At 61.0% G+C, this 23,139-nt stretch carries 22 protein-coding genes, 2 pseudogenes and 1 riboswitch; of the genes and pseudogenes, 14 read left to right on the plus strand and 10 right to left on the minus strand.

Features of this window, described 5'->3' with window-relative positions; all coding sequences use genetic code 11:
* Positions 1-73 precede the first annotated feature (73 nt).
* Together WDN02_RS09095 and WDN02_RS09100 are read right to left on the minus strand one after the other, a co-directional pair.
* Positions 74-979, minus strand: coding sequence for a tyrosine recombinase XerC (locus WDN02_RS09095; protein WP_337294903.1), 906 nt, complete (start codon positions 977-979; stop codon positions 74-76).
* Positions 980-1,082: 103 nt separating this feature from the next.
* The gene (locus tag WDN02_RS09100) at positions 1,083-1,418 is read right to left on the minus strand and encodes a DUF1476 domain-containing protein (protein WP_337293186.1); all 336 of its coding nucleotides are present in this window, start codon (positions 1,416-1,418) and stop codon (positions 1,083-1,085) included.
* A 405-nt stretch (positions 1,419-1,823) separates the two neighbouring features.
* Here WDN02_RS09100 and purC point away from each other — a divergent pair, with 405 nt between their 5' ends.
* From purC to WDN02_RS09140, 8 genes are all read left to right on the plus strand, one after another.
* Positions 1,824-2,621, plus strand: coding sequence for a phosphoribosylaminoimidazolesuccinocarboxamide synthase (gene purC, locus WDN02_RS09105; RefSeq protein WP_337293187.1), 798 nt, complete (start codon positions 1,824-1,826; stop codon positions 2,619-2,621).
* A 102-nt stretch (positions 2,622-2,723) separates the two neighbouring features.
* Positions 2,724-2,963 (plus strand): phosphoribosylformylglycinamidine synthase subunit PurS, encoded by a 240-nt coding sequence (purS, locus tag WDN02_RS09110; protein WP_337293188.1) that lies wholly within the window; start codon positions 2,724-2,726, stop codon positions 2,961-2,963.
* Between the two features lie 8 nt (positions 2,964-2,971).
* The gene (gene purQ, locus WDN02_RS09115) at positions 2,972-3,658 is read left to right on the plus strand and encodes a phosphoribosylformylglycinamidine synthase subunit PurQ (protein WP_337293189.1); all 687 of its coding nucleotides are present in this window, start codon (positions 2,972-2,974) and stop codon (positions 3,656-3,658) included.
* A 33-nt stretch (positions 3,659-3,691) separates the two neighbouring features.
* Positions 3,692-4,948 (plus strand): aminopeptidase, encoded by a 1,257-nt coding sequence (locus tag WDN02_RS09120; protein ID WP_337293190.1) that lies wholly within the window; start codon positions 3,692-3,694, stop codon positions 4,946-4,948.
* Between the two features lie 38 nt (positions 4,949-4,986).
* Positions 4,987-5,111: riboswitch (TPP riboswitch) on the plus strand.
* Complete coding sequence (locus WDN02_RS09125; RefSeq protein WP_337293191.1) at positions 5,103-6,125, plus strand: FAD-dependent oxidoreductase; 1,023 nt, start codon at positions 5,103-5,105, stop codon at positions 6,123-6,125. (Overlaps the previous riboswitch by 9 nt.)
* The gene (gene thiS / locus WDN02_RS09130; protein WP_337293192.1) at positions 6,094-6,291 is read left to right on the plus strand and encodes a sulfur carrier protein ThiS; all 198 of its coding nucleotides are present in this window, start codon (positions 6,094-6,096) and stop codon (positions 6,289-6,291) included. Before WDN02_RS09125 ends, thiS begins: the two co-directional genes overlap by 32 nt.
* Before the next feature lie 12 nt (positions 6,292-6,303).
* Complete coding sequence (locus tag WDN02_RS09135; protein ID WP_337293193.1) at positions 6,304-7,104, plus strand: thiazole synthase; 801 nt, start codon at positions 6,304-6,306, stop codon at positions 7,102-7,104.
* A complete protein-coding gene (locus tag WDN02_RS09140) occupies positions 7,097-7,702 on the plus strand; it encodes a thiamine phosphate synthase (protein WP_337293194.1) in 606 nt (201 codons plus the stop codon). The genes WDN02_RS09135 and WDN02_RS09140 overlap by 8 nt, the downstream gene beginning before the upstream one ends.
* Here the strand turns inward: WDN02_RS09140 and WDN02_RS09145 are convergent.
* Together WDN02_RS09145 and WDN02_RS09150 are read right to left on the minus strand one after the other, a co-directional pair.
* On the minus strand, positions 7,699-9,426 hold the full coding sequence (locus tag WDN02_RS09145; protein WP_337293195.1) for a heparinase II/III family protein: 1,728 nt from the start codon (positions 9,424-9,426) through the stop codon (positions 7,699-7,701). The two genes, WDN02_RS09140 and WDN02_RS09145, sit on opposite strands and share 4 nt — an antisense overlap.
* 97 nt (positions 9,427-9,523) lie before the next feature.
* A complete protein-coding gene (locus WDN02_RS09150; RefSeq protein ID WP_337293196.1) occupies positions 9,524-10,891 on the minus strand; it encodes a transcription antitermination factor NusB in 1,368 nt (455 codons plus the stop codon).
* 181 nt (positions 10,892-11,072) lie between these two features.
* Here WDN02_RS09150 and WDN02_RS09155 point away from each other — a divergent pair, with 181 nt between their 5' ends.
* Entirely contained in the window at positions 11,073-11,285 is a 213-nt protein-coding gene (locus tag WDN02_RS09155; RefSeq protein WP_337293197.1) for a DUF1674 domain-containing protein, read from the plus strand.
* A 10-nt stretch (positions 11,286-11,295) separates the two neighbouring features.
* On the opposite strand, the gene pheS is transcribed toward WDN02_RS09155, so the two are convergent.
* Positions 11,296-12,378 carry a phenylalanine--tRNA ligase subunit alpha gene (pheS, locus tag WDN02_RS09160; RefSeq protein ID WP_337293198.1) on the minus strand — a complete coding sequence of 361 codons (1,083 nt, stop codon included), beginning with the start codon at positions 12,376-12,378 and terminating at the stop codon, positions 11,296-11,298.
* Positions 12,379-12,639: 261 nt separating this feature from the next.
* Between pheS and WDN02_RS09165 the strand changes: the two are divergent.
* Positions 12,640-13,541: pseudogene (locus tag WDN02_RS09165) on the plus strand (site-specific integrase).
* A gap of 6 nt (positions 13,542-13,547) precedes the next feature.
* Positions 13,548-14,744, plus strand: a complete 1,197-nt coding sequence (locus WDN02_RS09170) for an IS91 family transposase (RefSeq protein WP_337292133.1) — start codon at positions 13,548-13,550, stop codon at positions 14,742-14,744.
* 580 nt (positions 14,745-15,324) lie between these two features.
* On the opposite strand, the gene WDN02_RS09175 is transcribed toward WDN02_RS09170, so the two are convergent.
* Both WDN02_RS09175 and WDN02_RS09180 read right to left on the minus strand, forming a co-directional pair.
* Positions 15,325-16,485 (minus strand): IS110 family transposase, encoded by a 1,161-nt coding sequence (locus tag WDN02_RS09175; protein ID WP_337292134.1) that lies wholly within the window; start codon positions 16,483-16,485, stop codon positions 15,325-15,327.
* A gap of 136 nt (positions 16,486-16,621) precedes the next feature.
* Positions 16,622-17,572 (minus strand): AraC family transcriptional regulator, encoded by a 951-nt coding sequence (locus WDN02_RS09180; RefSeq protein WP_337293199.1) that lies wholly within the window; start codon positions 17,570-17,572, stop codon positions 16,622-16,624.
* A gap of 194 nt (positions 17,573-17,766) precedes the next feature.
* On the opposite strand from WDN02_RS09180, the pseudogene WDN02_RS09185 reads away from it, so the two are divergent.
* The 3 genes and pseudogenes from WDN02_RS09185 to greB all read left to right on the plus strand — a co-directional run bounded on the left by WDN02_RS09185 (position 17,767) and on the right by greB (position 19,732).
* A pseudogene (locus WDN02_RS09185) lies at positions 17,767-18,532 on the plus strand (alpha/beta hydrolase).
* Between the two features lie 102 nt (positions 18,533-18,634).
* Positions 18,635-19,126, plus strand: coding sequence for a DUF302 domain-containing protein (locus WDN02_RS09190; RefSeq protein WP_337293200.1), 492 nt, complete (start codon positions 18,635-18,637; stop codon positions 19,124-19,126).
* A gap of 63 nt (positions 19,127-19,189) precedes the next feature.
* Positions 19,190-19,732 carry a transcription elongation factor GreB gene (gene greB / locus WDN02_RS09195; protein ID WP_337293201.1) on the plus strand — a complete coding sequence of 181 codons (543 nt, stop codon included), beginning with the start codon at positions 19,190-19,192 and terminating at the stop codon, positions 19,730-19,732.
* Positions 19,733-19,791: 59 nt separating this feature from the next.
* On the opposite strand, the gene WDN02_RS09200 is transcribed toward greB, so the two are convergent.
* The 3 genes from WDN02_RS09200 to gluQRS all read right to left on the minus strand — a co-directional run bounded on the left by WDN02_RS09200 (position 19,792) and on the right by gluQRS (position 23,130).
* Positions 19,792-20,319: a hypothetical protein gene (locus WDN02_RS09200; protein ID WP_337293202.1), complete on the minus strand. Its 528-nt coding sequence runs from the start codon at positions 20,317-20,319 to the stop codon at positions 19,792-19,794.
* 73 nt (positions 20,320-20,392) lie between these two features.
* Positions 20,393-22,009, minus strand: a complete 1,617-nt coding sequence (locus WDN02_RS09205; RefSeq protein ID WP_337293203.1) for a fumarate hydratase — start codon at positions 22,007-22,009, stop codon at positions 20,393-20,395.
* Positions 22,010-22,233: 224 nt separating this feature from the next.
* Positions 22,234-23,130, minus strand: a complete 897-nt coding sequence (gluQRS, locus tag WDN02_RS09210) for a tRNA glutamyl-Q(34) synthetase GluQRS (protein WP_337293204.1) — start codon at positions 23,128-23,130, stop codon at positions 22,234-22,236.
* Between the last annotated feature and the right edge of the window lie 9 nt (positions 23,131-23,139).

Genomic DNA, 23,139 nt, shown 5'->3' on the forward strand with positions numbered 1-23,139 from the left:
CTTCGAGGTTTCCGGACTCCTCGAACAAAAACGGACTAACGAAACCGTCGGGATATAGTTCCGCTTGCGCCGGTTAGCGGGCGCGGGGGTGTGCGCCGCGATAAGCTTCGAGCAGCCGAGCCGAATCGATCGCCGTATAAATCTGCGTCGTTGAAAGCGACGCGTGGCCGAGCAATTCCTGTATGGTGCGCAGATCGCCGCCCTTGCCGAGAAGATGCGTCGCGAAGGAATGGCGCAATGCGTGCGGCGTCGCCGTCTCCGGCAGGCCGAGCGCGCCGCGCAGTTCGGCAACGGCAAGTTGGATGATGCGCGGCGACAGCGCGCCGCCCTTCGCGCCGATGAACAGCGGGCCGTTTGCCGGCAAAGTCCACGGACAGAGCGAAAGATAGCGCGCAATGGCGCGCTGCACCGGCGCGATCACCGGCACGCTGCGGACCTTCCCGCCCTTTCCGGCGACTGTCACGATATCCGTTTCGCCGGTCGGCGCGTCCTGGCGTTTGATCGACAAGGCCTCGGAAATACGCAGGCCCGCGCCATAGAGCAGGCCGAGAACGGCGGAATCGCGCGCCAAAATCCAATCCGGCCGCGTGTCGCCAGCGCGGGAGTCGACATCGACCAGCGCGCGCGCCGATTGGGCCGGGAGAGCCTTCGGCAGACGGCGAGGTGCTTTCGGACTGCGCAAGGAAGAAAACGCCGCGACTTCGCCGAGGCCTTTGCGTTCGAGATGACGTGCGAAGGAGCGCAGGCCGGAGAGCTGGCGCAGCAGCGAGCGGCTGCCGGTGCCGGCGGCACGGCGACTCGCGAGAAAACTGCGCAGGTCGGTGGGCTTGATGGCGCGGAGCGCGGCAAGATTCGGCGGCTCGCCGTGATGTTCGCGCAAGAAACCGAGGAATTGGCCGAGGTCGCGCGCGTAGGCGTCGAGCGTATGCCGGGAGACGCGGCGCTCACCGGCAAGTTCCGCCGACCATTCCCGCGCCATCGCGGCGAGTTCGTCTTCGGCACCGCCGAAGGCGAGGGCAGGGGCTGTCTTGGGTGCGGCCTGAGGCATGTTCGATCATGCCCTGCGGCGGCTGAAAGAAAGGTTAGTGAGCCGGCGTTCCGCGCGAACTGATCTCGCGGATCGCCTGGGCGAGCGTCTCGGTCATTTCCCGGCGGATCTGGTGTTCCGAATCTGACAGGCCCGCGGCGGCGAAATCGGCACGCAATTTAGCGAAAACGCTGTCATCGCCGTCGCCATCAAGGTGGGTCTTGATCAGTGTCGCCGCATAAGCCTCGGCGACTTCGCCGGATTTGCCAAGCCGCTCGGCCGCCCATAGCCCGAGGTTTTTATTGCGCCGCACATAGGCCCGGAATCTCAGGTCCTCGTCGTGAGCAAGCTGGGCTTCATAACCTTTTTCGCGTTCGTCGAATGTCGTCATCGCCGCCTCGCCAATCCGTATCGCAATAAGGGCTCGAACCTAGCCCGGAACGGGGCGTTCGGCCATAGGACTTGGCGCCGGGCGCCACCGCTCGGGCGGGGCGCCATGTGACAGGTCTTTTTTCGGCTCCGGGACTAACCATATAATGAGTCGAGGACCGGGATCGTTCATGCCGATCTTTGCATTCGCGCCTTAAGTTGTTGAAATCTACGACAGAAATAAGACAGTCTAGGTCAAGGTGAGATTTACGAGTGCGATGCTTTAGCCCGCTATTTGCTTGTCTTGAACGGCCGAAAAAGCTACGACCGTCTAGGACCCGCGGCGCCGCACCGCCTGAATCGCCTGCCCGGCCTTGATCGCCTTACGGCCAGGCCGGGACATTCCTGAAAGGAGCCAGGGCCTCCCATGGACCACCTCAAGCCACGGTTAATTCCCATGAATCGCCGCCGCCGCATTTACGAGGGCAAGGCAAAGGTCCTTTATGAGGGACCCGAACCGGGCACGCTTATCCAGCACTTCAAGGACGACGCCACCGCCTTCAATGCCAAAAAGCATGAGGTCATCGACGGCAAGGGCGTCCTGAACAATCGGATTTCCGAGTTCGTCTTTCAGAATCTGAACGATATCGGCGTTCCGACGCATTTTATCCGGCGGCTCAATATGCGCGAGCAATTGATCCGCGAAGTCGAGATCGTGCCGCTTGAGGTCGTCGTGCGCAATGTCGCGGCAGGCTCGCTTTCGACCCGCCTCGGTCTCGAGGAAGGCACGCAACTGCCGCGTTCGATCATCGAGTTCTACTACAAGAACGACGAACTCAACGATCCGATGGTGTCGGAAGAGCACATCACCGCTTTCGGCTGGGCGACGCCGCAAGAAATCGATGACATCATGGCGCTCGCTATCCGCGTCAACGATTTCCTGACCGGGCTTTTCCTCGGCGTCGGCATCCGGCTCGTCGATTTCAAGATGGAAACCGGGCGCCTGTGGGAAGGCGATACGATGCGCATCGTTGTCGCCGACGAAATCTCCCCCGATTCCTGCCGGCTTTGGGACATCAAGTCGAACGACAAGCTCGACAAGGATCGTTTCCGGCGCGACATGGGCGGTCTCGTCGAAGCTTATACGGAAGTGGCGCGCCGGCTCGGTATTCTGCAGGATAACGAGCAACCACGCGCGTCGGGTCCGAAGCTCGTTCAATCTTGAGCTTCACCTTGGTTTAAATCAAAACCCCGCCGCCGACGCGGCGGGGTTTTATTATGTCTGCCAGCCGATATAGTATGGCCGCGCATACACGAGGCATCGATCTTGAAAGCCAATATCATCGTCACGCTGAAAAACGGGCTTCTCGATCCGCAAGGCAAAGCGATCGAAGGCGCGCTGAAGTCGCTCGATATTCCCGGCGTCGAAAGCGTGCGGCAGGGCAAGATTTTCGAGGTCGAAATTGCGGAAGCGGACCGCGCAAAGGCGCAGGCGCTGCTGCAGATGGCGTGCGAGAAATTGCTCGCCAACACGATCGTCGAGAACTATCGCATCGAACTCGCCTGAGGTCTTCATTGCACGCTGCGATCATTCTCTTTCCCGGGTCCAATCGCGAAGGCGATGTGTTTCGCGCGCTCGCCAGCGTAACCGGGCAAAAGCCGTCGATCGTCTGGCATGGCGAGCCTGAACTTCCGGCCGGCACCGATCTTGTGGTTCTGCCCGGCGGCTTTTCCTACGGCGATTATCTGCGCTGCGGCGCTATCGCGGCGCGCTCGCCGGTGATGGATGCGGTGCGCACGCACGCAAAGCGCGGCGGCCGTGTTCTTGGCATCTGCAATGGCTTCCAGATCGCCTGCGAGGCGGGTCTGTTGCCGGGCGTTCTCATGCGCAACACGAATTTGCGCTTCGCCTGCCATATGCAGCATTTACGCGTCGAACGCGCCGACACGGGTTTCACGGCGCAATATCAAACGGGCCAGGTGATCAAGGTCGCCATCGCGCATGGCGAAGGCAATTACACGGCCGATAGTGAGACCTTGGCGCGGCTCGAAGGCGAAGGGCGCGTTGCCTTCCGCTATTGTGATGCTGCCGGCACTCTCGGCGGCGCGGCCAATCCGAATGGCTCGGTGCATGACATCGCCGGCATCTATTCCGAGACTTTGAACGTGCTCGGGCTGATGCCGCATCCGGAAAATCTGATCGACCCCCTCGTCGGTGGCACCGACGGACGGGCGCTTTTCGAAAGCCTGCTCGCGGCATAAGCCGCTTGTCTCGACTCGAACCCGCGGAGCCACATGACAACGCACGAGCGCAAAATCGCTGCCGCAATTGACGAAGCAAAACTCGACAAGCTTGCCGAGGTCGTCGTCAAGGTCGGGCTGAATCTGCAAGAAGGTCAGGACGTGTTTCTGACGGCGCCGGTTACGGCGCTTGCCTTCGTGCGGCGCATCGTCGAACACGCCTATAAAGCCGGCGCTGGCCTCGTGACGCCGATGCTCGCCGACGAACAGATGACATTGGCGCGCTTTCGCTTTGCGCACGACGCAAGTTTCGATCGCGCGCCGGGTTGGCTGTACGAAGGCATCGGCAAAGCCTTTGCCGCGAACACCGCACGGCTCGCCATCGTCGGCGACAATCCGATGCTGCTTGCGGGCGAAGACCCGGCCAAGGTCGCGCGGGCCAACAAGGCCAATTCCATTGCCTACAAGCCGGCCCTCGAAAAGATCGCGGGCTTTGACATCAACTGGAACATCGCTGCTTTTCCGGGCGCGGCCTGGGCGCATCAGGTTTTTCCGCAGGACGAGCCGGATGTCGCGGTCGCGAAATTGAGCGACGCGATTTTCGCCGCCTCGCGCGTCGATAAGGCCGATCCCATCGCGGCCTGGGCCGCGCATAATGCCGCCCTGCGCAGCCGCACCCAATGGCTCAACGGCCAGCGCTTTGCCGCCCTGCATTATACTGGGCCGGGCACCAATCTGACGATCGGGCTTGCGGATGGCCACGAATGGGAAGGCGGCGCGTCGGTCGCCAAGAACGGCGTTGTCTGCAATCCGAATATCCCGACCGAAGAAGTCTTCACGACACCACATGCACATCGCGTCGAAGGCACTGTCGTCAGCACCAAGCCGCTCTCTTATCAGGGCACGCTGATCGACCGGATCGCGGTGCGTTTCGAGGCGGGCCGCATCGTCGAGGCGACAGCCGCGCATGGTCAGGATGTGCTGCGCAAGGTTCTCGAAACCGATGATGGCGCCCGGCGGCTTGGCGAAGTTGCGCTGGTGCCGCATTCGTCACCAATCTCGGCGAGCGGCCTTCTGTTCTTCAATACTTTGTTCGATGAGAATGCTGCCAGCCACATCGCGCTTGGCCAATGCTATGCGAAATGTTTCATCGATGGCGACAAACTGACGCCCGAACAGATCGCAGCGCAAGGCGGCAATACGAGCCTTATCCACATCGACTGGATGATCGGCTCCGACAAGATCGACATCGACGGCATTAAGCCCGATGGTTCGCGCGTGCCGGTCTTCCGCAAGGGCGAATGGGCGTAGCCGCCTCGTTGACGCCCCCGCCTGAGGGGATTATCTAAGATTGTGCCTAGGGGATCCCCGTCAGGGGGCTGAGAGGCTGGCAGCGCTTCGGTGAGAAGCGGCCCGGCGACCCTTCGAACCTGATCCAGTTTGTACTGGCGTAGGGATGGTCATCATGGTTTCTCAAAAAAAAATCCGCATCCTCGGTGCTGGCGTTGCCGGCCTCACGGCAGCCTATGAATTCGCCGCTGCCGGCCAGACAGTCGAAATCGTCGAGCGCGAGGCCGTGCCCGGCCACGGCTGCTCCTATTTTGCCGGCGGCATGTTGGCGCCCTGGTGCGAGGCCGAGAGCGCGCCGCCGCTTGTCATTGAATGGGGACTCGAAGGTCTGGCCTTCTGGGCCGAGACGCTCAAGCTCGCGACGGTCAACGGCAGCCTGCTTGTCGCCTCCGCGCGCGACAGTGCCGATCTCGTTCGTTTCTCGCGGCGAACATCCGGGCATGAATGGCTCGACGCCAATCAGCTTGCGATGCGCGAGCCGCATCTGGGTGGACGCTTTGACCGCGCACTGTTCTTTCCCGGCGAAGCGCACCTCGATCCGCGCTTGGCGATCGAAAAGCTTGTCGCTCGCCTGCGGGAATTCGAGCACGTAACATTTCGTTTCGATACGCCTGCCGAGGTGATCGCCGACGAAGCCGATTGGACAATCGATTGCCGCGGCTTTGCCGCGCGCGACGCCTTGCCTGATTTGCGCGGCGTGAAGGGCGAGATGCTCGTCGTCAAAACCGACGAGATCGTGTTTCAGCGGCCGGTGCAATTGCTGCATCCGCGCCATCCCGTCTATGTCGTGCCGCGCGGCGATGGGCGCTTCATGGTCGGTGCGACAGCGGTCGAGAATGAGGAACGTCCGCGCATTACGGCGCGTTCGATGCTCGAGCTTTTAAGCGCGGTTTATGCGCTGCATCCGGCCTTCGGAGAGGCGGAGATTGTCGAGACCGGCGCCGATCTGCGTCCGACATTTCCGGATAACATGCCGCGCATCAGGCGTGAGGGCCGCACGATCTATATCAATGGGCTTTATCGACATGGCTTTCTTCTGGCGCCGGCATTGGCGCGCCGCGCCGTCGCCGTGGCGCTCAGGGATGAAACTTTTCCGGAGGTGATGGATGCAAATCCGCGTCAACGGCAAAGAGCATGATGTTGCCGCGACGACGCTCGCGGCCCTGCTTGCTGAACTTGACTATCAGAATAGACTCGTTGCGACAGCGGTGAACCAAACCTTTGTCCGCGCGATTGATCGCCCGGCCACGCCGCTTCGCGCCGGTGATGCCGTCGAAATCCTCGTGCCGCGGCAAGGGGGCTGATCAGGATTGCCCATGCAGAATGCGCCCTTTGAAGTTTATGGTGTGACGCTTGGCTCGCGTTTGTTGATCGGCACGGCGCAATATCCGTCGCCGGCCGTTCTTGCCGACGCGGTCAAAGCGTCCGGCGCCGAAGTCGTCACGGTCTCGCTGCGGCGCGAGGCGGGCAAGGGCCGCGCTGGCGAGAGTTTCTGGAGTTTGATCCGCGACCTTGGCGTCAAGGTTCTGCCGAATACGGCCGGTTGCCGCAGTGTCAAGGAAGCCGTGACGACGGCCGAGATGGCGCGCGAGGTTTTCGCCACCGACTGGATCAAGCTCGAAGTGATCGGCGACGATGATCTCTTGCAGCCCGATGTCTTCGGACTTGTCGAGGCGGCAGGGATCCTTTCGCGCGCGGGTTTCAAGGTGTTTCCCTACACGACGGAAGATTTGCTCGTCGCCGAAAGACTCGTCGGCGCTGGCTGTGAAGTGCTTATGCCCTGGGGCGCGCCGATCGGCTCGGGCCGTGGCCTCAACAATGTTTTCGGGCTCCAGGCGTTACGAAAGAATTTCCCATCGACGCCGCTCATCATCGATGCTGGCATCGGAACGCCGGCTCATGCCGCCGCGGCCATGGAACTTGGTTATGACGCGGTCTTGTTGAATACCGCCATCGCCAAAGCCGGCGATCCTGTCGCGATGGCCCGCGCCCTCGCGCTTGGCATCGAAGCTGGGCGTCTCGGCTATTGTGCCGATCCGATTTTGTCGCGTGATATGGCCGAGCCATCGACGCCGCAGATCGGCCGCGCCTTCTCGGATTTGCCCAAACGTGCTTGACCGCTTCTACCCCATTGTCGATAGCGCGGACTGGGTCGCGCGACTCCTGACATGCGGCGTCAGGCTCGTGCAATTGCGCGTCAAGGATCAGCCGATCGAGGACGTCCGGCGTGAGATCAGGACAGCACGAACTCTCTGTCTCGCCGCGGGTGCTGAGCTGATCGTCAACGATTATTGGCAGGAGGCGATTGACCTCAGTTGCACGCATGTGCATCTCGGGCAGGGTGATCTCGACATTGCCGATGTGGCGATGATCCGCGGCGCGAATATCAAGATCGGTATTTCGACACACGACGAGGCCGAGCTCACGCGCGCGCTCGCACTCAAGCCGGATTATATCGCGCTGGGGCCGATTTATCCCACGATCCTGAAAGCGATGACTTTCGCGCCGCAGGGTCTCGATCGCATCGGCGAATGGAAGAAAAAAATCGGCGCCATTCCGCTTGTGGCCATCGGTGGCATCACGCTGGAGCGCGCGCCGGGCGTCTTTGCAGCGGGCGCCGACAGCGCCGCCGCTGTCACCGATATCACCCTTAATGCTGATCCGGAGACGCGCGCGCGCGCCTGGGTCGCGGCGACGCGGCTAGAAGAGGGCTAAGCTTCTTCTGGCTGTGTGTCCTCGTATTCTTCTTGTGTCATGATGGCGCGCAGAGTCCAGGCGACAGACGCAGGCTGCTCGACATTGCTGTAGATCACCAATTGCCGGGTCGCGTGCGATCCGTCTGGCGCGGCGAAGAAGATGCTTTCTTCAATCGCAATCGGCATGTCCTCAGCACTGAACATCCAGCGCGTACCGTCGGGCAGGTCGAGAAGCACAGCGCGGCCTTCAACGGCGCTATAGGGCTCGACGCTGGGATGGACGTGAAAGCGGATGGCGAAAGGAGTGGCCTTCGGCTTTTTTAACACCGATCTGAGTCTGTCCTCGCCATCGAGCCGCATTCCATCGGCGCTAAGCGTGAGCCGTCGCTCATGGATGAGGCCGAAGCGCGTGCGGTAGCCGTCATGCGAGGTCTTCAGGCTCGTCGTGTCCGGCTGAGTTTGGCGCTCGACGGTAACATTGCGTGGGCCCGAAATGATTTCATCGCGCAGCCATTTTTCAGTCCCTTCCGCCGCCGCGAAACGGCAGGACGATGTATCATCGACGACGAGTGTGGAATGCGCTGCGGTTGTCCGCGCTGCGCTTCGCGCCGCCGAAAGCTCGTCGTTCGGCGCACCGCAATTGACGATCAGCCGTTGTTGCCCGATCGAAAACTCAAATGATAAAGCGCCGGCATGGGCGCGCGTCGAAAATTCCGGCGGCGGTGGCCGTCCCGTGTCGACGATCAGGATGCTGTCGGCCGCCTCAACCCGCTGATAGCCGCTATAGGGCGCGTTGAAGAGCGGCTTCGCGCGCGGGTCCTCATAGGCAAGGACGGTGGCAATGACGTCTACCGGCGTTACGCCCATGCCGTTGAAGAGAGCGAGCGCGCCATCGCCATGGCGCAGCAGCCGTAACATTGGCACCATTCGGTCGATTGCGTTCAAAAGCTCCGGGGGTGGCGGCACAGCGCGCGCCGCATAGGCCTGCCGCAAGGGCAGAAGATCAAGCAGCAGGCGGATGAGCGTATCGGCGTTGCGGCTGATGTGGCCGCCATCTGGATAGATTTGGCGGGCGAGCTCGGTCGCGAGCAGATGCGTGCTGCGCCGTTGGAAATTTACACTGACCTGCGCGCAAATGCCCAGCTCGGCCAGACCGATTGCGGCGAGCAGGCGGTCTTCGCCGCTGACGAGATGCGCCGCAATCTGCCGTTCGAGAAAATATTGCAAGCGCATCAACGCCCGCATAAAGCGGCGGTAAAAGGCGCGATCGGCGTTTTCGAGAATGATCGGCGATTGCGAGAGAAATGACAGGGTCCGCCGCACCGCGACGCCCGTCTCCCAGGCGGGGGAACGATCCGGCTTTTCGTTGCGCGCCAAAAAATCGCTCACCAAAGCACGCGCGTTGGCACGTGCGAGGGCCGTATCGGCAGCGCGCAAGTGCCGTAGCCAGCCGAAACTCGCAAGCGCGCGCGCCCAGTTCTGCGAGGGCGCGACAGCTTCGAACGGCGAGAGACCGCGAAGATTGACCACTTTGCCGGCAAGCGCGAAATAACCGGAATAGATTTCACCGGCGATGGTCGCATCTGTCGTGCGCAAATCCTGAGGCGCGATTAGCAAACGTTCGGGCGCCTTCGCGCGCAGAGTCGCGAGCGTGGCAAAAGGCGCCGTCGCGCCGCGCCGCGTGAAAAGGCCCGCGCGCCTTGCGACACGGCGCCCGATATGCAGCTTCTCTCCTACGTTCACGTGCGTGCAGCAACCCCGTCTGCCGGCGATGGCTCCAGCCGGCGGTGCGCCAATTTCGGTCAAAATATCAGCTTGGTCCAGCAAAGCGTGCGGAATGTCAGGATTGACGCACAAGTCTTGCTGCAAAGAAGCCGTCGATGCCCGAGAGACGGGGCTCCTCGGCCGGCAAATAAGGCTGGAGTGTGCGCAGTTCACCTAACGCATTGATAAAGTCCGTTTGTCCGCCGACTTCCTCCGCGCTGATCGGCACACGCGATACGTCGGGATTACGGCGCAAAAGATTGGCGATCTGCTGCTCGCCCTCTTCAGGTTCGATCGAGCACACGCAATAAATGATCGTGCCGCCGCGTTTGACGAGGTCGAAGGCCTTATCGAGCATTCGCGCTTGCAGCGTAACGAGTTTGGCGATGTCGCCGGTCTTCTTGATCCAGGCGATATCCGGGTGACGCCGGATCGTCCCGGTGCCTGAGCATGGTGCATCGAGCAGCACGGCATCGAATGTGGGGCCGCTGAACGTCGTCACATCGGCGACGACAACTTCGGCCTCAAGCTGCAGCCGTTGAAAATTCGCCGCAAGAAGCTTCAGGCGCTCGGCGGAACGATCGACGGCCGTGACGCGCGCACCGCGCGCCGCAAGCTGCGCTGCCTTGCCGCCCGGCGCTGAGCAAAGATCGCCGATATGCAGACCGGGTGTGACGTTCAGAAGCTGAGCCGGCAAGGCTGCTGCCGCGTCCTGCACCCACCATGCGCCGTCCTCATAGCCGCAAAGCTCTTGAATCGGCTGATGCGACTTGAGTCGTATGGAGCCCGTCGGCAGAAGAACCGCGTCGAGCTTTTCTGCCCATTGAGCAGGATCCGATTTGACACTGATATCCAATGTCGGCTCAAGACGATTGGCGGTCGCGATTGCTTGCGCCATTTCTTCGCCATAGGCCTTGCGCCAACGCGCCGCGAGCCAGGCTGGTGTGTCGATATCGAGCGCCGGGCCCACGGCGAGGAATTCCTCGCGCCGGCGAATGAGATTGCGCGCGACGCCGTTGACCAGCGCGGCATAGGGCGCGCATTTCGAATCGAGCCGCGCCATCCGGACGGCGAGATCGACCGCCGCGTGATCGGGAACGTCGAGAAACAGGATTTGCGCGGCCGCGACCGTCAGCGTCCATTCGAGTTGCGGCGCGGAGCGCGGAAAGCCGTCGTCCAGGAGGGCCGCGAGCGCGTGGCGAATCGTGCCGAGCCGGCGCAGCGCCGCGGTGACGATCGAGCGAATGAGCGGAATGTCGCGCGGCGCAAGGCCGCCAAGACGGGATAGCCCCATCGGCGCCGCGAAGACCTCGTCGAGTGTATGGCCGCTGACGGTGACATCGCGAAGGATCGCGGCGGCGGCGAGGCGCGCGGCGAGGCCCGGCGCCTTCATGGCCTCCTGCTTGGCAAGATCTGCGGCGGCAGCGCGCTGCGGCTTCTTCATCAAGAGCGCCCCCTGACAGGCCGCGGATCGCGGGCCGAACGCGCGCTGCCAGGCAGATCGGCCGGCGCGGATGATTCGTACAGACTTACCATTGCCTTAGCTTGTGACGGAAATCAGACTTTCAGATAAGCTACCGTTGTGCCAGCGTAATGCGGCGGAAAGCGCGCCTGCACACAGTGCGATGACAAGGAATCAGGGTTTGGACGAAAAGACCGGGGATCAAATAAAACCGCGGGTGCTGAGCGCAGCGGCGCAACGCGCTTTGACTGAAGCCGAGGCGCGCCGCGTGCAAAAGCAGGAGGCCGCGCGCCCGGCCGAAATCGGCGGCCGCGATGGACCCGACCCGATCCGTTATGGCGATTGGGAAGTGAAGGGCATTGCCAGCGATTTTTGAGCGCCGCCGGTCAGGCGCTCAAGCCCGCGAGTAGCGTCGGAATGTCGAGCGGCCGGAAGCCATAATGCTGCAGCCAGCGGACGTCCGCGTCGAAAAAGGCGCGTAAATCCGGCATCCCGTATTTGAGCATGGCGATGCGATCGATGCCGATGCCCCAGGCAAAGCCCTGATAAACTTCGGGATCGAGGCCGCAATTCCTCAGCACATTGGGATGAACCATCCCGCAGCCGAGAATTTCGAGCCAATCCTCGCCCTCGCCGAAGCGAATCTCGCCGGCTTTACGGGAGCACTGGATATCGACTTCCATCGACGGCTCGGTGAACGGAAAGTAGCTCGGGCGGAAGCGCATTTTGACGTCAGGCACTTCAAAGAAGGCCTTGCAGAACTCGCTCAACACCCATTTCAGATTGCCGAGATTGGCCTGCTTGTCGATGACGAGACCTTCGACCTGATGAAACATCGGCGTGTGGGTCTGGTCGGAATCGCAGCGATACGTCCGGCCGGGGCAGATAACGCGGATCGGCGGCCGTTGCGTCAGCATGGTGCGCACTTGCACCGGACTCGTATGCGTGCGCAGCAGTTTGCGTTCGCCCGACGCGTCCGGCTTCAGGAAGAACGTATCGTGCATCTCCCGCGCCGGATGGTCCGGCTGAAAGTTGAGCTTGGTGAAATTATAATCGTCGGTCTCGATGTCCGGCCCCTCGGCGATGGCGAAGCCGAGGTCGGCGAAAATCGCCGCGAGTTCGTCCATCACTTGCGAGATCGGATGAACGCGGCCGAGATCAAGCGGGCTCGTGTGCGCCGGTAGCGTCACGTCGAGCGTTTCATTGGCGAGCCGCATTTCGAGCGCGGCTTCCTTGAGGATCGTGCGACGCTCGACAAGCGCGGTGCTGACGCGATCCTTCACGGCATTGATGACGGCGCCCTGCGTCTTGCGCTCCTCCGGCGCCATTTTGCCGAGGCCGGCGAGCAAGGCCGAGATCGAGCCCTTTTTGCCCAGCGCGGCGACGCGCACGGTTTCGAGCGCAGACTCGTCCGCAGCAGCGGCGACGGCAGCGAGCGTTTCCTGTTCCAGATCAGAGATATCAGACATCATAATTCACGGGTGTTTTGGCTTGGGGGCTTTTGCCACGCAGGCGCGGCGAAGTCCAGAAAAGGTGGCGGTCGTCGCCGATGTCGGAGCTAGCCATGTTCTGATGCTTCACGACTGCCATGGGCCGAAGAGAACGAATCGCTTCGCGGAAGGTGCTTTGGATTTAGGGGGATGGGCACTGACGGGCATTGAGCTTGCCTCTGAGAAGGCCGGCAGGTGATGTGACCAAGATAGCTTCTTTCAACTTGAGAGGAGCTACCTATGAACAAGCCCGTCACTTCCGCGACCGGTCTGCGCCAGCGGATGATCGAGGATATGAACGTTCGCGGTTTCTCGGCGAAGACGCAGCATGACTATCTGCGCATGGTCGAGCGCTTCGCTGCATTCCTGGGGCGCTCGCCGGATCTCGCGACGCCTGAAGATATTCGCCGCTTCCAGGTCGAGCAGCGGGAAGCCGGAATGCCGGCGCCAGCGATGAACAGCCATATCTCGGGTTTGCGTTTCTTCTTCACCACAACGATCGACCGTCCCGATCTATCACGCAAATTGCTGCGCGTTTCCTATCCTCGCAAGCTTCCGATGGTATTGAGCCAGGATGAGGTTGCCCGACTCCTGGCAGCCACCAGCTGCCTTAAGCACCGCGCCGCACTGAGTGTTGCCTATGGCGCAGGCCTTCGAGTCGCCGAAGTGGCTGTGCTCAAAGTCGGCGATATCGACAGCGAACGCATGCTGATCCGGGTCGAGCGCGGCAAAGGCGGCCGGTATCGCAATGCGATGCTCTCGCCGGATCTCCTTGCGTTGCTGCGGGCGTGGTGGAAGGAAGGCCGCCGCCAAAGGGGGATGCTGCCCGGCGGATGGTTGTTCCCCGGCCAAAACCACATCAGGCCGATCACCACGCGCCAGTTGAGCCGGGTCGTCGAAGACGCGGCTCGGATCGCCGGGATTACCAAGCGGGTCAGCCCGCATACGCTGCGCCACAGCTTCGCAACGCATCTGCTTGAAGACGGCTCGATATCCGTGTGATCCAGGTACTCCTCGGTCACGCGAAGCTCGATAACACCGCCCTTTACACCAAGGTCGCAACGCGGACAGTGCGGACCGTGATCAGCCCTCTCGACAAGATCGCAAACCTCATCAGCGATAAGACTGAGGTCGGCAGCTGAGGCGGCGTGCAGACCTCCGCGCTGGAGGTCGCCGATATCTTCCGAGCCGCAGGAGCAAGCTACCGTGCCGCGCAGGCAGGGCATCTGAACCTCGCGCAATTGAAGGTCATGTCGGCGATCGAGACCTGCCGGACCGCAGCACTCGGCGGCCACGTCGAGGGTTGCGACGACTGCGGTCATCTTCGTATTGCCTATAATAGTTGCCGCAACCGGCATTGCCCAAAGTGCCAGGGCGCGGCGGCGCGCGCATGGCTTGCCGAACGCGAGGCCGATCTGCTGCCGGTCGGCTATTTCCACGTCGTCTTCACACTGCCCGCCGAGGTCGGCGACATCGCCTGGCAGAACAAGGCGATCGTTTACGACCTGCTGTTCAAGACGGCGTCGGAGACGATGATGTCGATCGCCGCCGATCCAAAACACCTCGGCGCCCGGATCGGTATCACGGCGGTGTTGCACACGTGGGGATCAGCAATGACGCATCATCCACATGTGCACATGATCGTGCCGGGCGGCGGAATCTCGCCAGATGGCGAGCGCTGGATCGGGTCACGCCCTGCATTCCTTTTGCCGGTCCGAGTCCTTTCGAAGCTCTTCCGCCGACTGTTCCTCACACGGCTCCTCAGCCTGCATGCCGCAGGCAGGCTCGTCTTCTTCGGCAAGTTAAAAAGCCTTGATGACAGGCGCGCATTCGTTCGGCATGTCGCGCCACTTAGACGCAAGAAGTGGCACGTCTATGCCAAGGCCCCCTTTGCCGGGCCCGAGGCGGTACTCGCCTATCTCTCCCGCTACACGCATCGGGTCGCGATCTCGAACCGGCGGCTGATCGCCTTCGGCAAGGATGGCGTCACGTTCCGGTATCAGGATTACCGCCGCCGCGGGTCCGAGCGCCAGCAGGTCATGACGCTCCATCCACACGAGTTCATGCGCCGCTTCCTGCTGCATGTGCTGCCACGCGGCTTTCATCGCATTCGCCATTATGGCCTGTTTGCCAGCGGCACACGCATGGCCAGCATAGCTCACATCCGCGAACTCCTGGCCGCTGCACCTCCAGAAGAAGCTCCCAAATCGGCGGATTTGCCCGATCCGCTCCCGCCATGTCCCTGCTGCGGTGGCCACATGCGCATCATCGAGACATTCGGGCGCTGGAGCCAACCGCGTGCGCCGCCGCAAGCGTTCACAGCAACCGGGACGGCACCGTCGTGACCCGGCACGGCCTGATCCTATGCCACGCCGCGGCGCCATCGTTGCGGCCACAGACTTCCTGCGTGCCCATTGTTCCTAACAACGCGATCAGCGACAATACTCTCGCCAGAAATGCTCGCCTGCAGCCTATTGCTCCAGTCGCTACGAGGTCTCAGATCGAGCCAACGTGCTTCAGACTCGCCGCCCGGCAAAACGCTGGCACGCGCATAGATCCCAAATCTCCATAGATTACGCTCTGCACACCGCGGGTTCGTTCTTCGGGGACTTTCGTACGCCTGTCGGCATGCGAAACTCTTATATGAGGATCGTCAAGGCAATTCCTTCCACGATGTCGTCATAGATCAAACGGTCGAGTCCATTGCATGACGCGGCTCGCGAGCGAACCCTGTCCACCTTATATTCGGTCAGGGCCATCGCACCTGAACCATAATCCCGCTTGCGGCGGATCCGGACTCGAGAAGACGAAGCCATTCTTCAACGGCGGCATTTCAAGCCATGAGTTTCGTCGGCTCGTCTACCGAGGGTCTGCCAGGGTTAACCAGTCCTGACAGATTTCTGAAAGAGTGCGGCGTGGCTTTTGTCAGGGTCTCGCAACGGCACCTTCGATGACGATTCCGGCGTTGACGTACTTCCAGAGTGCCACGAGAAGTTTGCGCGCAAGCGCGACGATCGCGGATTTCTTCTGACGACCGCCATTTTGCGCCACTCGCGCCTTGAACCATGCGGTGAGCGCGGAAGTTGGCTGATGACGTACCCATAGCCATGCGAGCTGAACAAGCGTCGCGCGCAGCCTAGGATTGCCCGACTTGGATACACCCTGTTCGTGGCTGATTTGACCACTTTGCCACGGCGTCGGCGCAAGACCTGCGTAAGCAGCCACCTGCCTTCGGTTGTCGAAGTGCCTTGATAGACCTTCGGACCAAAGGACCGCGGCAAACTCGGGACCAATGCCCTTGAGCTTGAGTAACAGCGCCGGTTCCGACGCTGATTTTTCGGCCGTAGCCAGCATGGCGTTGCGTGTCTCTTCGACCTCTCCGATTTGCTTGATCAGCAGCTCGAGACGGTCGAGTTCACGGCTGATCTGCGATTTCAGCGCCGTCGGCAATCGGCGCCCATCTCCGGTCACGAGCGTCTCGAGGCGCTCACGCCGATCTCGGTTCAAGGGCTCGTATCTGGATATCCCTTGGTTGAAGAGTAAACCCTTAATCCGATTGACATGCCTTATTCTCTCGTTGAGCAGCGCTTTGCGCTCCCGCACCGCGCGGCGGCGATCTTCGTCCTCCGGAGTAGGCACCCGAAGCATGGCGCAAACTCGCGGCTCACCGCGCTTATAGGCTAGCAAGGCCCGAACGAGTGCCTCGCCATCAATCCTGTCGGTCTTTGCCCGCCGCCGCCGGCGCGACGTCGCAATGGATGCAGGGTCGACGATATAGCTCTCAACGCCTTCGCGCTCGAGAATCCGGTGTATCCGGAAACCATCCAGGCCAGCCTCCTGGATCGATATGATGCGGAAGCCCTGTCGGGTGCGAGCTTCGGCCTTACGCTGGAGATCCCCAAATCGCGCCAGCAAGGCTGGGATGTCGCCGGCGTCAACGTTGAACTTCGACATCTTCTCGCCGGTACCCGGCGATATAGATGTGACCAGCCACTTTGAACGTGAGAGCTCCAGGGAGACGAAGATCGCGCCAAGATCAGTTCGGATAGCGATATGAGCTTCGGCATGATCGGCAGTAACTTGCATGATGACCTCCAGGGTTTGTGGGCGACTCCACTCTGACAGAGCTTTCGTCGGTCACCACCTCATGGGATCTTCACGAAAGCGGAACGGCGGCTTTGAGACGACAAGAGCGCGAAAGCAGACATTCCAATGGAGATGTTTACTTCGAATGTGCAGGCGTCAAATTCTGGCCGCCGTCCGCGCGCCGAGCTGCTCGATAACGGCCAGGCGATAGGCCGTGATGTCGAAAAAACAGCTTTGAAAATGCGGCCGCAGTCCCGTAACCCACTCGGCTCGCGATACGTGAAATCCCATCGTCGGTCGACTCTAGCAGAAACGCCGCCTCCTCCATCCGCCGTGTGATCAGATATCGGTACACAGACTGCCCGACGAGTTTGGTGAAACGCGCCGAAAACGCCGAGCGACTGAGCCCCACGCGTTGCCCAAGGTCACGAATCGTCCAGGGCTGCTCCGGTTGTTTGTGCATCAACTGAAGCGCTGGCCCGATATGCGGGTCGGCCATCGCCCCGAGCCATCCGCCTTCTCCGGGACGGAGAGAACTGATCCAGCTTCGTAGCACCTCGACGAACAGCACTTCCGTCAATCGCGAGAGCGCGACGCGTTGGCCGGGACGCTCGACCGCCGACTCGCTCGCTATGCGTTCGAGAATCAATCCGAGCCAATCACGGTCTACGGTCGGCTTCAGGAGAAGCACAGGCGGAAGCAATTCCAGCAAGCTGCCGCGCGAGGGCTGTGACACAGCAAAATAACCACAGATCATCTTCGAGAACGGCTGCTCATTGCCCCCGTGACGAACGGAGCTAAGTTGTCCAGCAGGGCGATCGAAGTCTCCAATCCGGAGCGGCTTCGTCTGGCGATCCGAGTAAAACACATGGGGCTCGCCGCGTGTGACGACGACAAAGTCGCCCTTGGTCATGCAGAGCTCCGGTCCCTGTTCGAGGGCGAGGGTCGCTGAGCCACGACAGAGATAATGGAACAGGGCATAGGGACGCGCTGGCAACGCCAGGCTCCAGGGATGGCCGAGCTCAAAGCGGAAGAGCAGGGTTCCGCCCAGGCGAACGCGATCAAGCACTTCGGCGAGGATATCCACGTGCTGAACAGTAATCCTGCGGACGATCAGACACAATACTTAGACGATTGGGCGCTATCGTCTGACAACCCCTCCTATTACGTCATGTCGCGGCGGCCCGACGCATCGTGGAGCAGCCATTTCGCCAACCGCAGATGGAAGAACTGCGACTTTGCGGAGACCAGCGTCGTCCGACGTTCCATCAGGAGCACTCAATGCGAAATCTTTTACTCTCAGCGGCCAGCGTCCTCATCGCTGGAATTACCGCTCCCCGCCCAATCGGCTCAACCGCCTAAGGGGGCGGCTCACAATATCGTTCTCGTGCATGGTGCTTTCGTGGACCAAACGAGCTGGCAGCCCGTTGCCGATATCCTCACAAAGAAGGGCTACAACGTAACGCTCGTCGAAAATCCGCTTACCTCCCTGGCAGCGGATGTGGAAGCTACCAAACAGGCGCTCGCGAAGCAGGACGGCAGGACTGTTCTTGTTGGTCACTCCTGGGCCGGCGTGGTCATCACCGAAGCAGGTAATGATCCCAAGGTCTCGGCACTTGTCTACGTCTCCGCGTTCGCGCCTGACGTGGGTGAATCGCTGGCATCCCTGGCGAAGAGCGGCCCCGCGACCGAGGGCACTGCAGCGATTCATCCTGACGCAAAGGGCAACCTCTACATCGATCCCAAAGTATTTCCCTCAGCAGTCGCGGCTGATCTTCCTCCGCAGATCGCGGAGTCCCTGGCGAACTCGCAACTCCCGTTAAACCACACGGCGTTCGAGGCTCCGGTCGATACCGCCGCATGGCACGACAAACCGACGTTCTATGTGATCAGCACGAAGGACAAGGTCATTGCGCCCGAGGCCCAAAAGTTTTTCGCGGCCCGGATTAAGGCTCAAACGACGGAAGTCGCTGGCAGCCATGCGTCTCTTGTCGTCCATGCGAAGGAAGTCGCCGCCGTAATTGAAAAGGCCGCGCTCGCGGAGTGACGATAGGGCTCCCAGCGTCTCTATGCCGGGAGCCCACGCTTGCACTGAGGAAAAAGGAACGCCTCGGCCTTCCCCCACAATTTAAGCGACAAAGGCATCCCAATGGTCAGTAGCAATACGTCCATCGAAAAAGTAAGCGTCGAACACGTCACAATCCGATCAAACAATACTTTTGCTGCTGTAAAAGCAAACCTTGAAGCGCTTCTTCCGCGCCTCGATGACGGCTTCCGGACGCTGCTCCGTTACGGCCTGGTTGATCGGGCACGACAAGAACTTGAAGCTGCGGCAACTCTCTCAATCTTTGGAAGCCGGGACCACGGCGTGCTTTTGGCAATCGCCGGATTAAAACGGCAGGCCATTCAATATGACATTGGAAATCCGCTGACTGCATCGTTGATGACTCGACACAATCTCTCTGCTGGTCTTTACGCGCCCATCCGGGTCCTGCTTCTGGAAAGTCCCGAAGGCAAAGCTACATTTGAGTACGATCAGCCAGCTTCGACATTTGGACAGTTTGGCGACAAAAGCGTCGATTTTGTCGCGCGGAAGCTCGACGAAAATCTGAGAGATTTCCTGGAGAGAGCCGCCAGCTAGAAGGCGGCGAATGCAAGCGACTAAGCCCTTGTCAGAGCCGAGGTTTACCCCAATTATTCCGGTATGAGCAAAGCCTTCACCAAGGAAGACGACACCGAAGTCGAACTCGACGACGAACTCCCCGATTTGCCGGGTGGCGTTACCAATTACATGACCCCGGAAGGACTCCAGCGGCTGCGCGACGAGTTCCGCAATTTGCAGCAGGACGAGCGGCCGAAGATTGTCGAAACTGTATCCTGGGCGGCCGGCAACGGTGACCGATCAGAGAACGGCGATTACATCTACGGCAAGAAGCGGCTGCGGGAGATCGACCGGCGGATGCGCTTTCTGCTCAAGCGTATCGAGAGTGCCGAAATCGTCGATCCCCGGAAGCAGACCGACAAGACTCGCGCCTTTTTCGGTGCGACCGTGACCTATCTGAACGCCGCGGGTGAAGAGAAGATGGTCCGCATCGTCGGCATCGACGAGGCGCGCTCGGAATTCAACGAGATCAGTTGGATTTCGCCTGTCGCGCGGGCGTTGCTGAAGGCCGAAGCTGGCGATGAAGTCGAGGTTCGCACGCCCAAAGGCATCGAGCGGCTCGAGGTCGTAAAGATCGCCTATTAAAGCTGTGGCCGGGCGAAGGCCCGGCCACATGAACAACGTTGGCGTTTTAGCCGGGAAACTTACTTGTGGCCGCCGCCGTGGCCACCACCATGTCCCCCACCGCCGCCGTGACCACCACCGCCGTGGCCGCCACCACCATGACCGCCACCGCCGCCGTGGAATCCGCCGCCACCCGGACGTCCACCGCCGCCGGGGCGTCCGCCACCATGGAAACCACCGCCGCCAGGACGTCCGCCGCCGTGGAAGCCGCCACGTCCGCCGCCGCGGCCGCCGTGCCAGCCCGCGCGATAACCCGGTGCCCGACCGCCACGCCACGCCCAACCGTGCCAGCCCGTCGGGCCGCCGTAGCCATAGCCGTCGTTGTAGCCGTAGCCGCACCAATACCAGCCGGGTCCATTCCAGCCGTTGTCATAGAAGCAATAGTTGCGGCCGCCGAAGGCAAAGGCGCCCGCGATGCCACCAATGAGTCCAGCCGCTATGGCACCTGGGTCCTGGGCGTAGGCCGGTTGCATTGGCGGAAGCGAGAACGTCAAGGCGCCTGCCAACATTGAGCCGGCGCCGACAAGAGACAGTTTTGAACGAGGCATTATTCCTCCCAGAGGGGTTGCGGACGCACAAACGAAAACATACGCAAAAAGAATTGGGCAATGACTGAACGCTTCAGCCCAGGTTTAGTTCCTTGAAGAAATCATTCCCCTTGTCATCAATGACGATGAACGCGGGGAAATCTTTGACCTCAATGCGCCAGATCGCTTCCATCCCAAGTTCGGGATGCGCAAGAACCTCTACCTTGGTGATGCAATCCTGCGCAAGTTGCGCAGCCGCTCCGCCGATCGAACCAAGGTAGAAGCCGTGATGTTTCGCACACGCCTCGCGTACTTGCGACGAGCGATTGCCCTTTGCCAGCATGACCATCGAGCCGCCGGCGGCCTGAAATTGATCGACGTAGGAATCCATTCGTCCCGCGGTCGTGGGTCCGAAGGAGCCGGATGCATATCCCGTCGGCGTCTTCGCCGGACCGGCGTAATAGACCGGGTGATTTTTGAAATAATCCGGCAGCGGCTCACCGCGTTCGAGCTTCTCGCGGAGCTTCGCGTGGGCGAGATCGCGCGCGACGATCATCGGTCCGCTGAGAGAAAGTCGGGTGCGGATTGGATATTTTGACAACGTCGCGAGAATTTCCGGCATCGGCTGGGCGAGGTCGATATGGACGACATCGCCGCTCAAATCTTCCTTTGCGACAGCCGGCAGATATTTCGCCGGATCGTGTTCGAGCTCTTCGAGAAACACGCCGTCCTTGGTGATTTTGCCGAGCGCCTGGCGATCGGCGGAACATGAGACGCCAAGCCCGATCGGCAGCGAAGCGCCATGCCGCGGCAGACGAATCACGCGAACGTCGTGACAGAAATATTTGCCGCCGAATTGCGCTCCGATGCCGAGATTTTGGGTGAGTGCGAAAATTTCTTCCTCAAGCTCGCGGTCGCGGAACGCACGCGCGTCGGTGCTGCCCACTGGCGGCAGCGTATCGTAGTAGCGCGTCGATGCGAGCTTGACTGTCTTCAGGTTGATCTCGGCCGATGTGCCACCGATGACGATCGCGAGATGATACGGCGGGCAGGCCGACGTGCCGAGCGTGAGAATCTTCTCTTTCAGAAATGCGATCATCCGGTCGTGCGTCAGCAGCGATGGCGTGCCTTGATATAAAAAGGTCTTGTTGGCGGAGCCGCCGCCCTTTGCCATGAACAAGAACTTATAGGCGTCCTCGCCGTCGCTATAGATTTCGATCTGCGCCGGCAGATTGGTCTTGGTATTCGTCTCCTCGAACATCGAGAGCGGCGCGAGCTGCGAATAGCGCAGGTTCTTTTTCTCGTAAGCGTTCCAGATGCCTTCGGCGAGCGCCGCCTCGTCGCCGCCTTCGGTGAAGACAAGACGACCCTTCTTACCCATTACGATAGCGGTGCCGGTATCCTGACACATCGGCAAAACGCCGCCGGCGGCGATGTTGGCGTTCTTGAGCAAATCATAAGCGACGAATTTGTCGTTGGGCGTCGCCTCGGGATCGTCGAGGATTTTCGCAAGCTGCGCGAGATGGCCCGGGCGCAGCAGATGATTGATGTCGATCATCGCCGCTTCAGCAAGAAGTCGCAGTGCCTCCGGCTCGACGACGAGCATGTCGCGCGCGCCGAATTTTTCGATGCGCACGTGCTTGTCGGTCAATTTACGGTAGGGCGTCTCGTCCCTGGTGGCGGGAAAGATCGGGGCATAGTGAAACGTCATCGCGGCGCTTTCGTCCTCTGGATCACGATGATTTTGGATTGAATCGATCCAAAATCATGAAACGTGATCGATTCTAATAATTAGAGCGGGATTCGCGCGAAAAACCGGTACCCACTTTTCGCATCCCGCTCTGGCCGCGCCGGGAGAGGGCGGGCGCACTCGCTTTGAGGTTGCTATAGCAACCCACAGACGTGGCGTCGATTCTGCCGAATTTACGAAGCCTTCTAAGGCACGAAAGAAAAGCTGCGCTCATTCAAGCCGAGTTGGGCCTCGATCTCGGAAGGCGTGAAGCCGTCCTGACGCAGCGCGCGCAACGATTTGGCCCGCAGGCTTTTCGATAATTTGCGCCCCGCGGCGTCGCGCAGAAGTTCATGATGATGATAATCAGGAGACGGCAAGTCGAGCAGAGTTTGCAGCAACCGATGTAAGCCGGTCGCCGTGAAGAGATCTTCGCCACGCACGACATCGGTGATGCCTTGGAGCGCATCGTCGACGACGACTGCGATATGATAGCTCGCGGGGACGTCCTTGCGCGCCAGCACCACGTCACCCCAAAGCGCGGGCTCTGCTTCGACAAGGCGCGGCTCAGTGCCGCCATCGTATTCGCGCCAATCGATCGCGTGCCGCACCTCTTTCAGGGCGGCCGCCATGTCGAGCCGCCACGTTGCGGATTGTCCGGCGTCGAGCCGCCGCTTGCGTTCGGCCGGCGAAAGATGACGGCAGGTGCCGGGATAAAGCGGCGAATCGTCCGGATCGCGTTTCACATCGGCCTGCTCCGATGCGGCCGCGACCACATCGGCACGCGAGCAGAAACAGGGATAGACAAGCCCGCGTTTCTTCAGACTCGTCAAAGCTTCGCTATAGGCGTCGAAATGCTCGGATTGACGGCGCACCGGCTGCTGCCAGTCGAGGCCGAGCCAGGCGAGATCATCATAGATTGCCTGCTCGAATTCCGGGCGGCAGCGTTCGAGATCAATGTCTTCGATCCGGAGTAGGAGCTTGCCACCGGCGGCGCGCGCCATTTCGCGATTGAGCAATGCTGAAAAGCCGTGGCCGAGGTGCAAATAGCCATTCGGCGAGGGTGCGAAGCGAAATATGCGCGAAATATAGGATCGTGTCATCGCTGGGAC

Origin of the sequence: Methylovirgula sp. (assembly GCF_037200945.1) — a bacterium.
Classification (GTDB): Bacteria; Pseudomonadota; Alphaproteobacteria; order Rhizobiales; family Beijerinckiaceae; genus Methylovirgula.

Coding starts and splice junctions, on each gene's coding strand:
- WDN02_RS09120 (WP_337293190.1), top strand. CDS start 3,692: ATGACAACGCACGAGCGCAAAATCGCTGCCGCAATTGACGAAGCAAAA.
- purC (WP_337293187.1), top strand. CDS start 1,824: ATGGACCACCTCAAGCCACGGTTAATTCCCATGAATCGCCGCCGCCGC.
- WDN02_RS09155 (WP_337293197.1), top strand. CDS start 11,073: ATGACAAGGAATCAGGGTTTGGACGAAAAGACCGGGGATCAAATAAAA.
- gluQRS (WP_337293204.1), bottom strand. CDS start 23,130: ATGACACGATCCTATATTTCGCGCATATTTCGCTTCGCACCCTCGCCG.
- WDN02_RS09200 (WP_337293202.1), bottom strand. CDS start 20,319: ATGCCTCGTTCAAAACTGTCTCTTGTCGGCGCCGGCTCAATGTTGGCA.
- WDN02_RS09125 (WP_337293191.1), top strand. CDS start 5,103: ATGGTTTCTCAAAAAAAAATCCGCATCCTCGGTGCTGGCGTTGCCGGC.
- pheS (WP_337293198.1), bottom strand. CDS start 12,378: ATGTCTGATATCTCTGATCTGGAACAGGAAACGCTCGCTGCCGTCGCC.
- greB (WP_337293201.1), top strand. CDS start 19,190: ATGAGCAAAGCCTTCACCAAGGAAGACGACACCGAAGTCGAACTCGAC.
- thiS (WP_337293192.1), top strand. CDS start 6,094: ATGCAAATCCGCGTCAACGGCAAAGAGCATGATGTTGCCGCGACGACG.
- WDN02_RS09175 (WP_337292134.1), bottom strand. CDS start 16,485: ATGCAAGTTACTGCCGATCATGCCGAAGCTCATATCGCTATCCGAACT.
- WDN02_RS09100 (WP_337293186.1), bottom strand. CDS start 1,418: ATGACGACATTCGACGAACGCGAAAAAGGTTATGAAGCCCAGCTTGCT.
- WDN02_RS09190 (WP_337293200.1), top strand. CDS start 18,635: ATGGTCAGTAGCAATACGTCCATCGAAAAAGTAAGCGTCGAACACGTC.
- WDN02_RS09095 (WP_337294903.1), bottom strand. CDS start 979: ATGGCGCGGGAATGGTCGGCGGAACTTGCCGGTGAGCGCCGCGTCTCC.
- WDN02_RS09150 (WP_337293196.1), bottom strand. CDS start 10,891: ATGAAGAAGCCGCAGCGCGCTGCCGCCGCAGATCTTGCCAAGCAGGAG.
- WDN02_RS09205 (WP_337293203.1), bottom strand. CDS start 22,009: ATGACGTTTCACTATGCCCCGATCTTTCCCGCCACCAGGGACGAGACG.
- WDN02_RS09135 (WP_337293193.1), top strand. CDS start 6,304: ATGCAGAATGCGCCCTTTGAAGTTTATGGTGTGACGCTTGGCTCGCGT.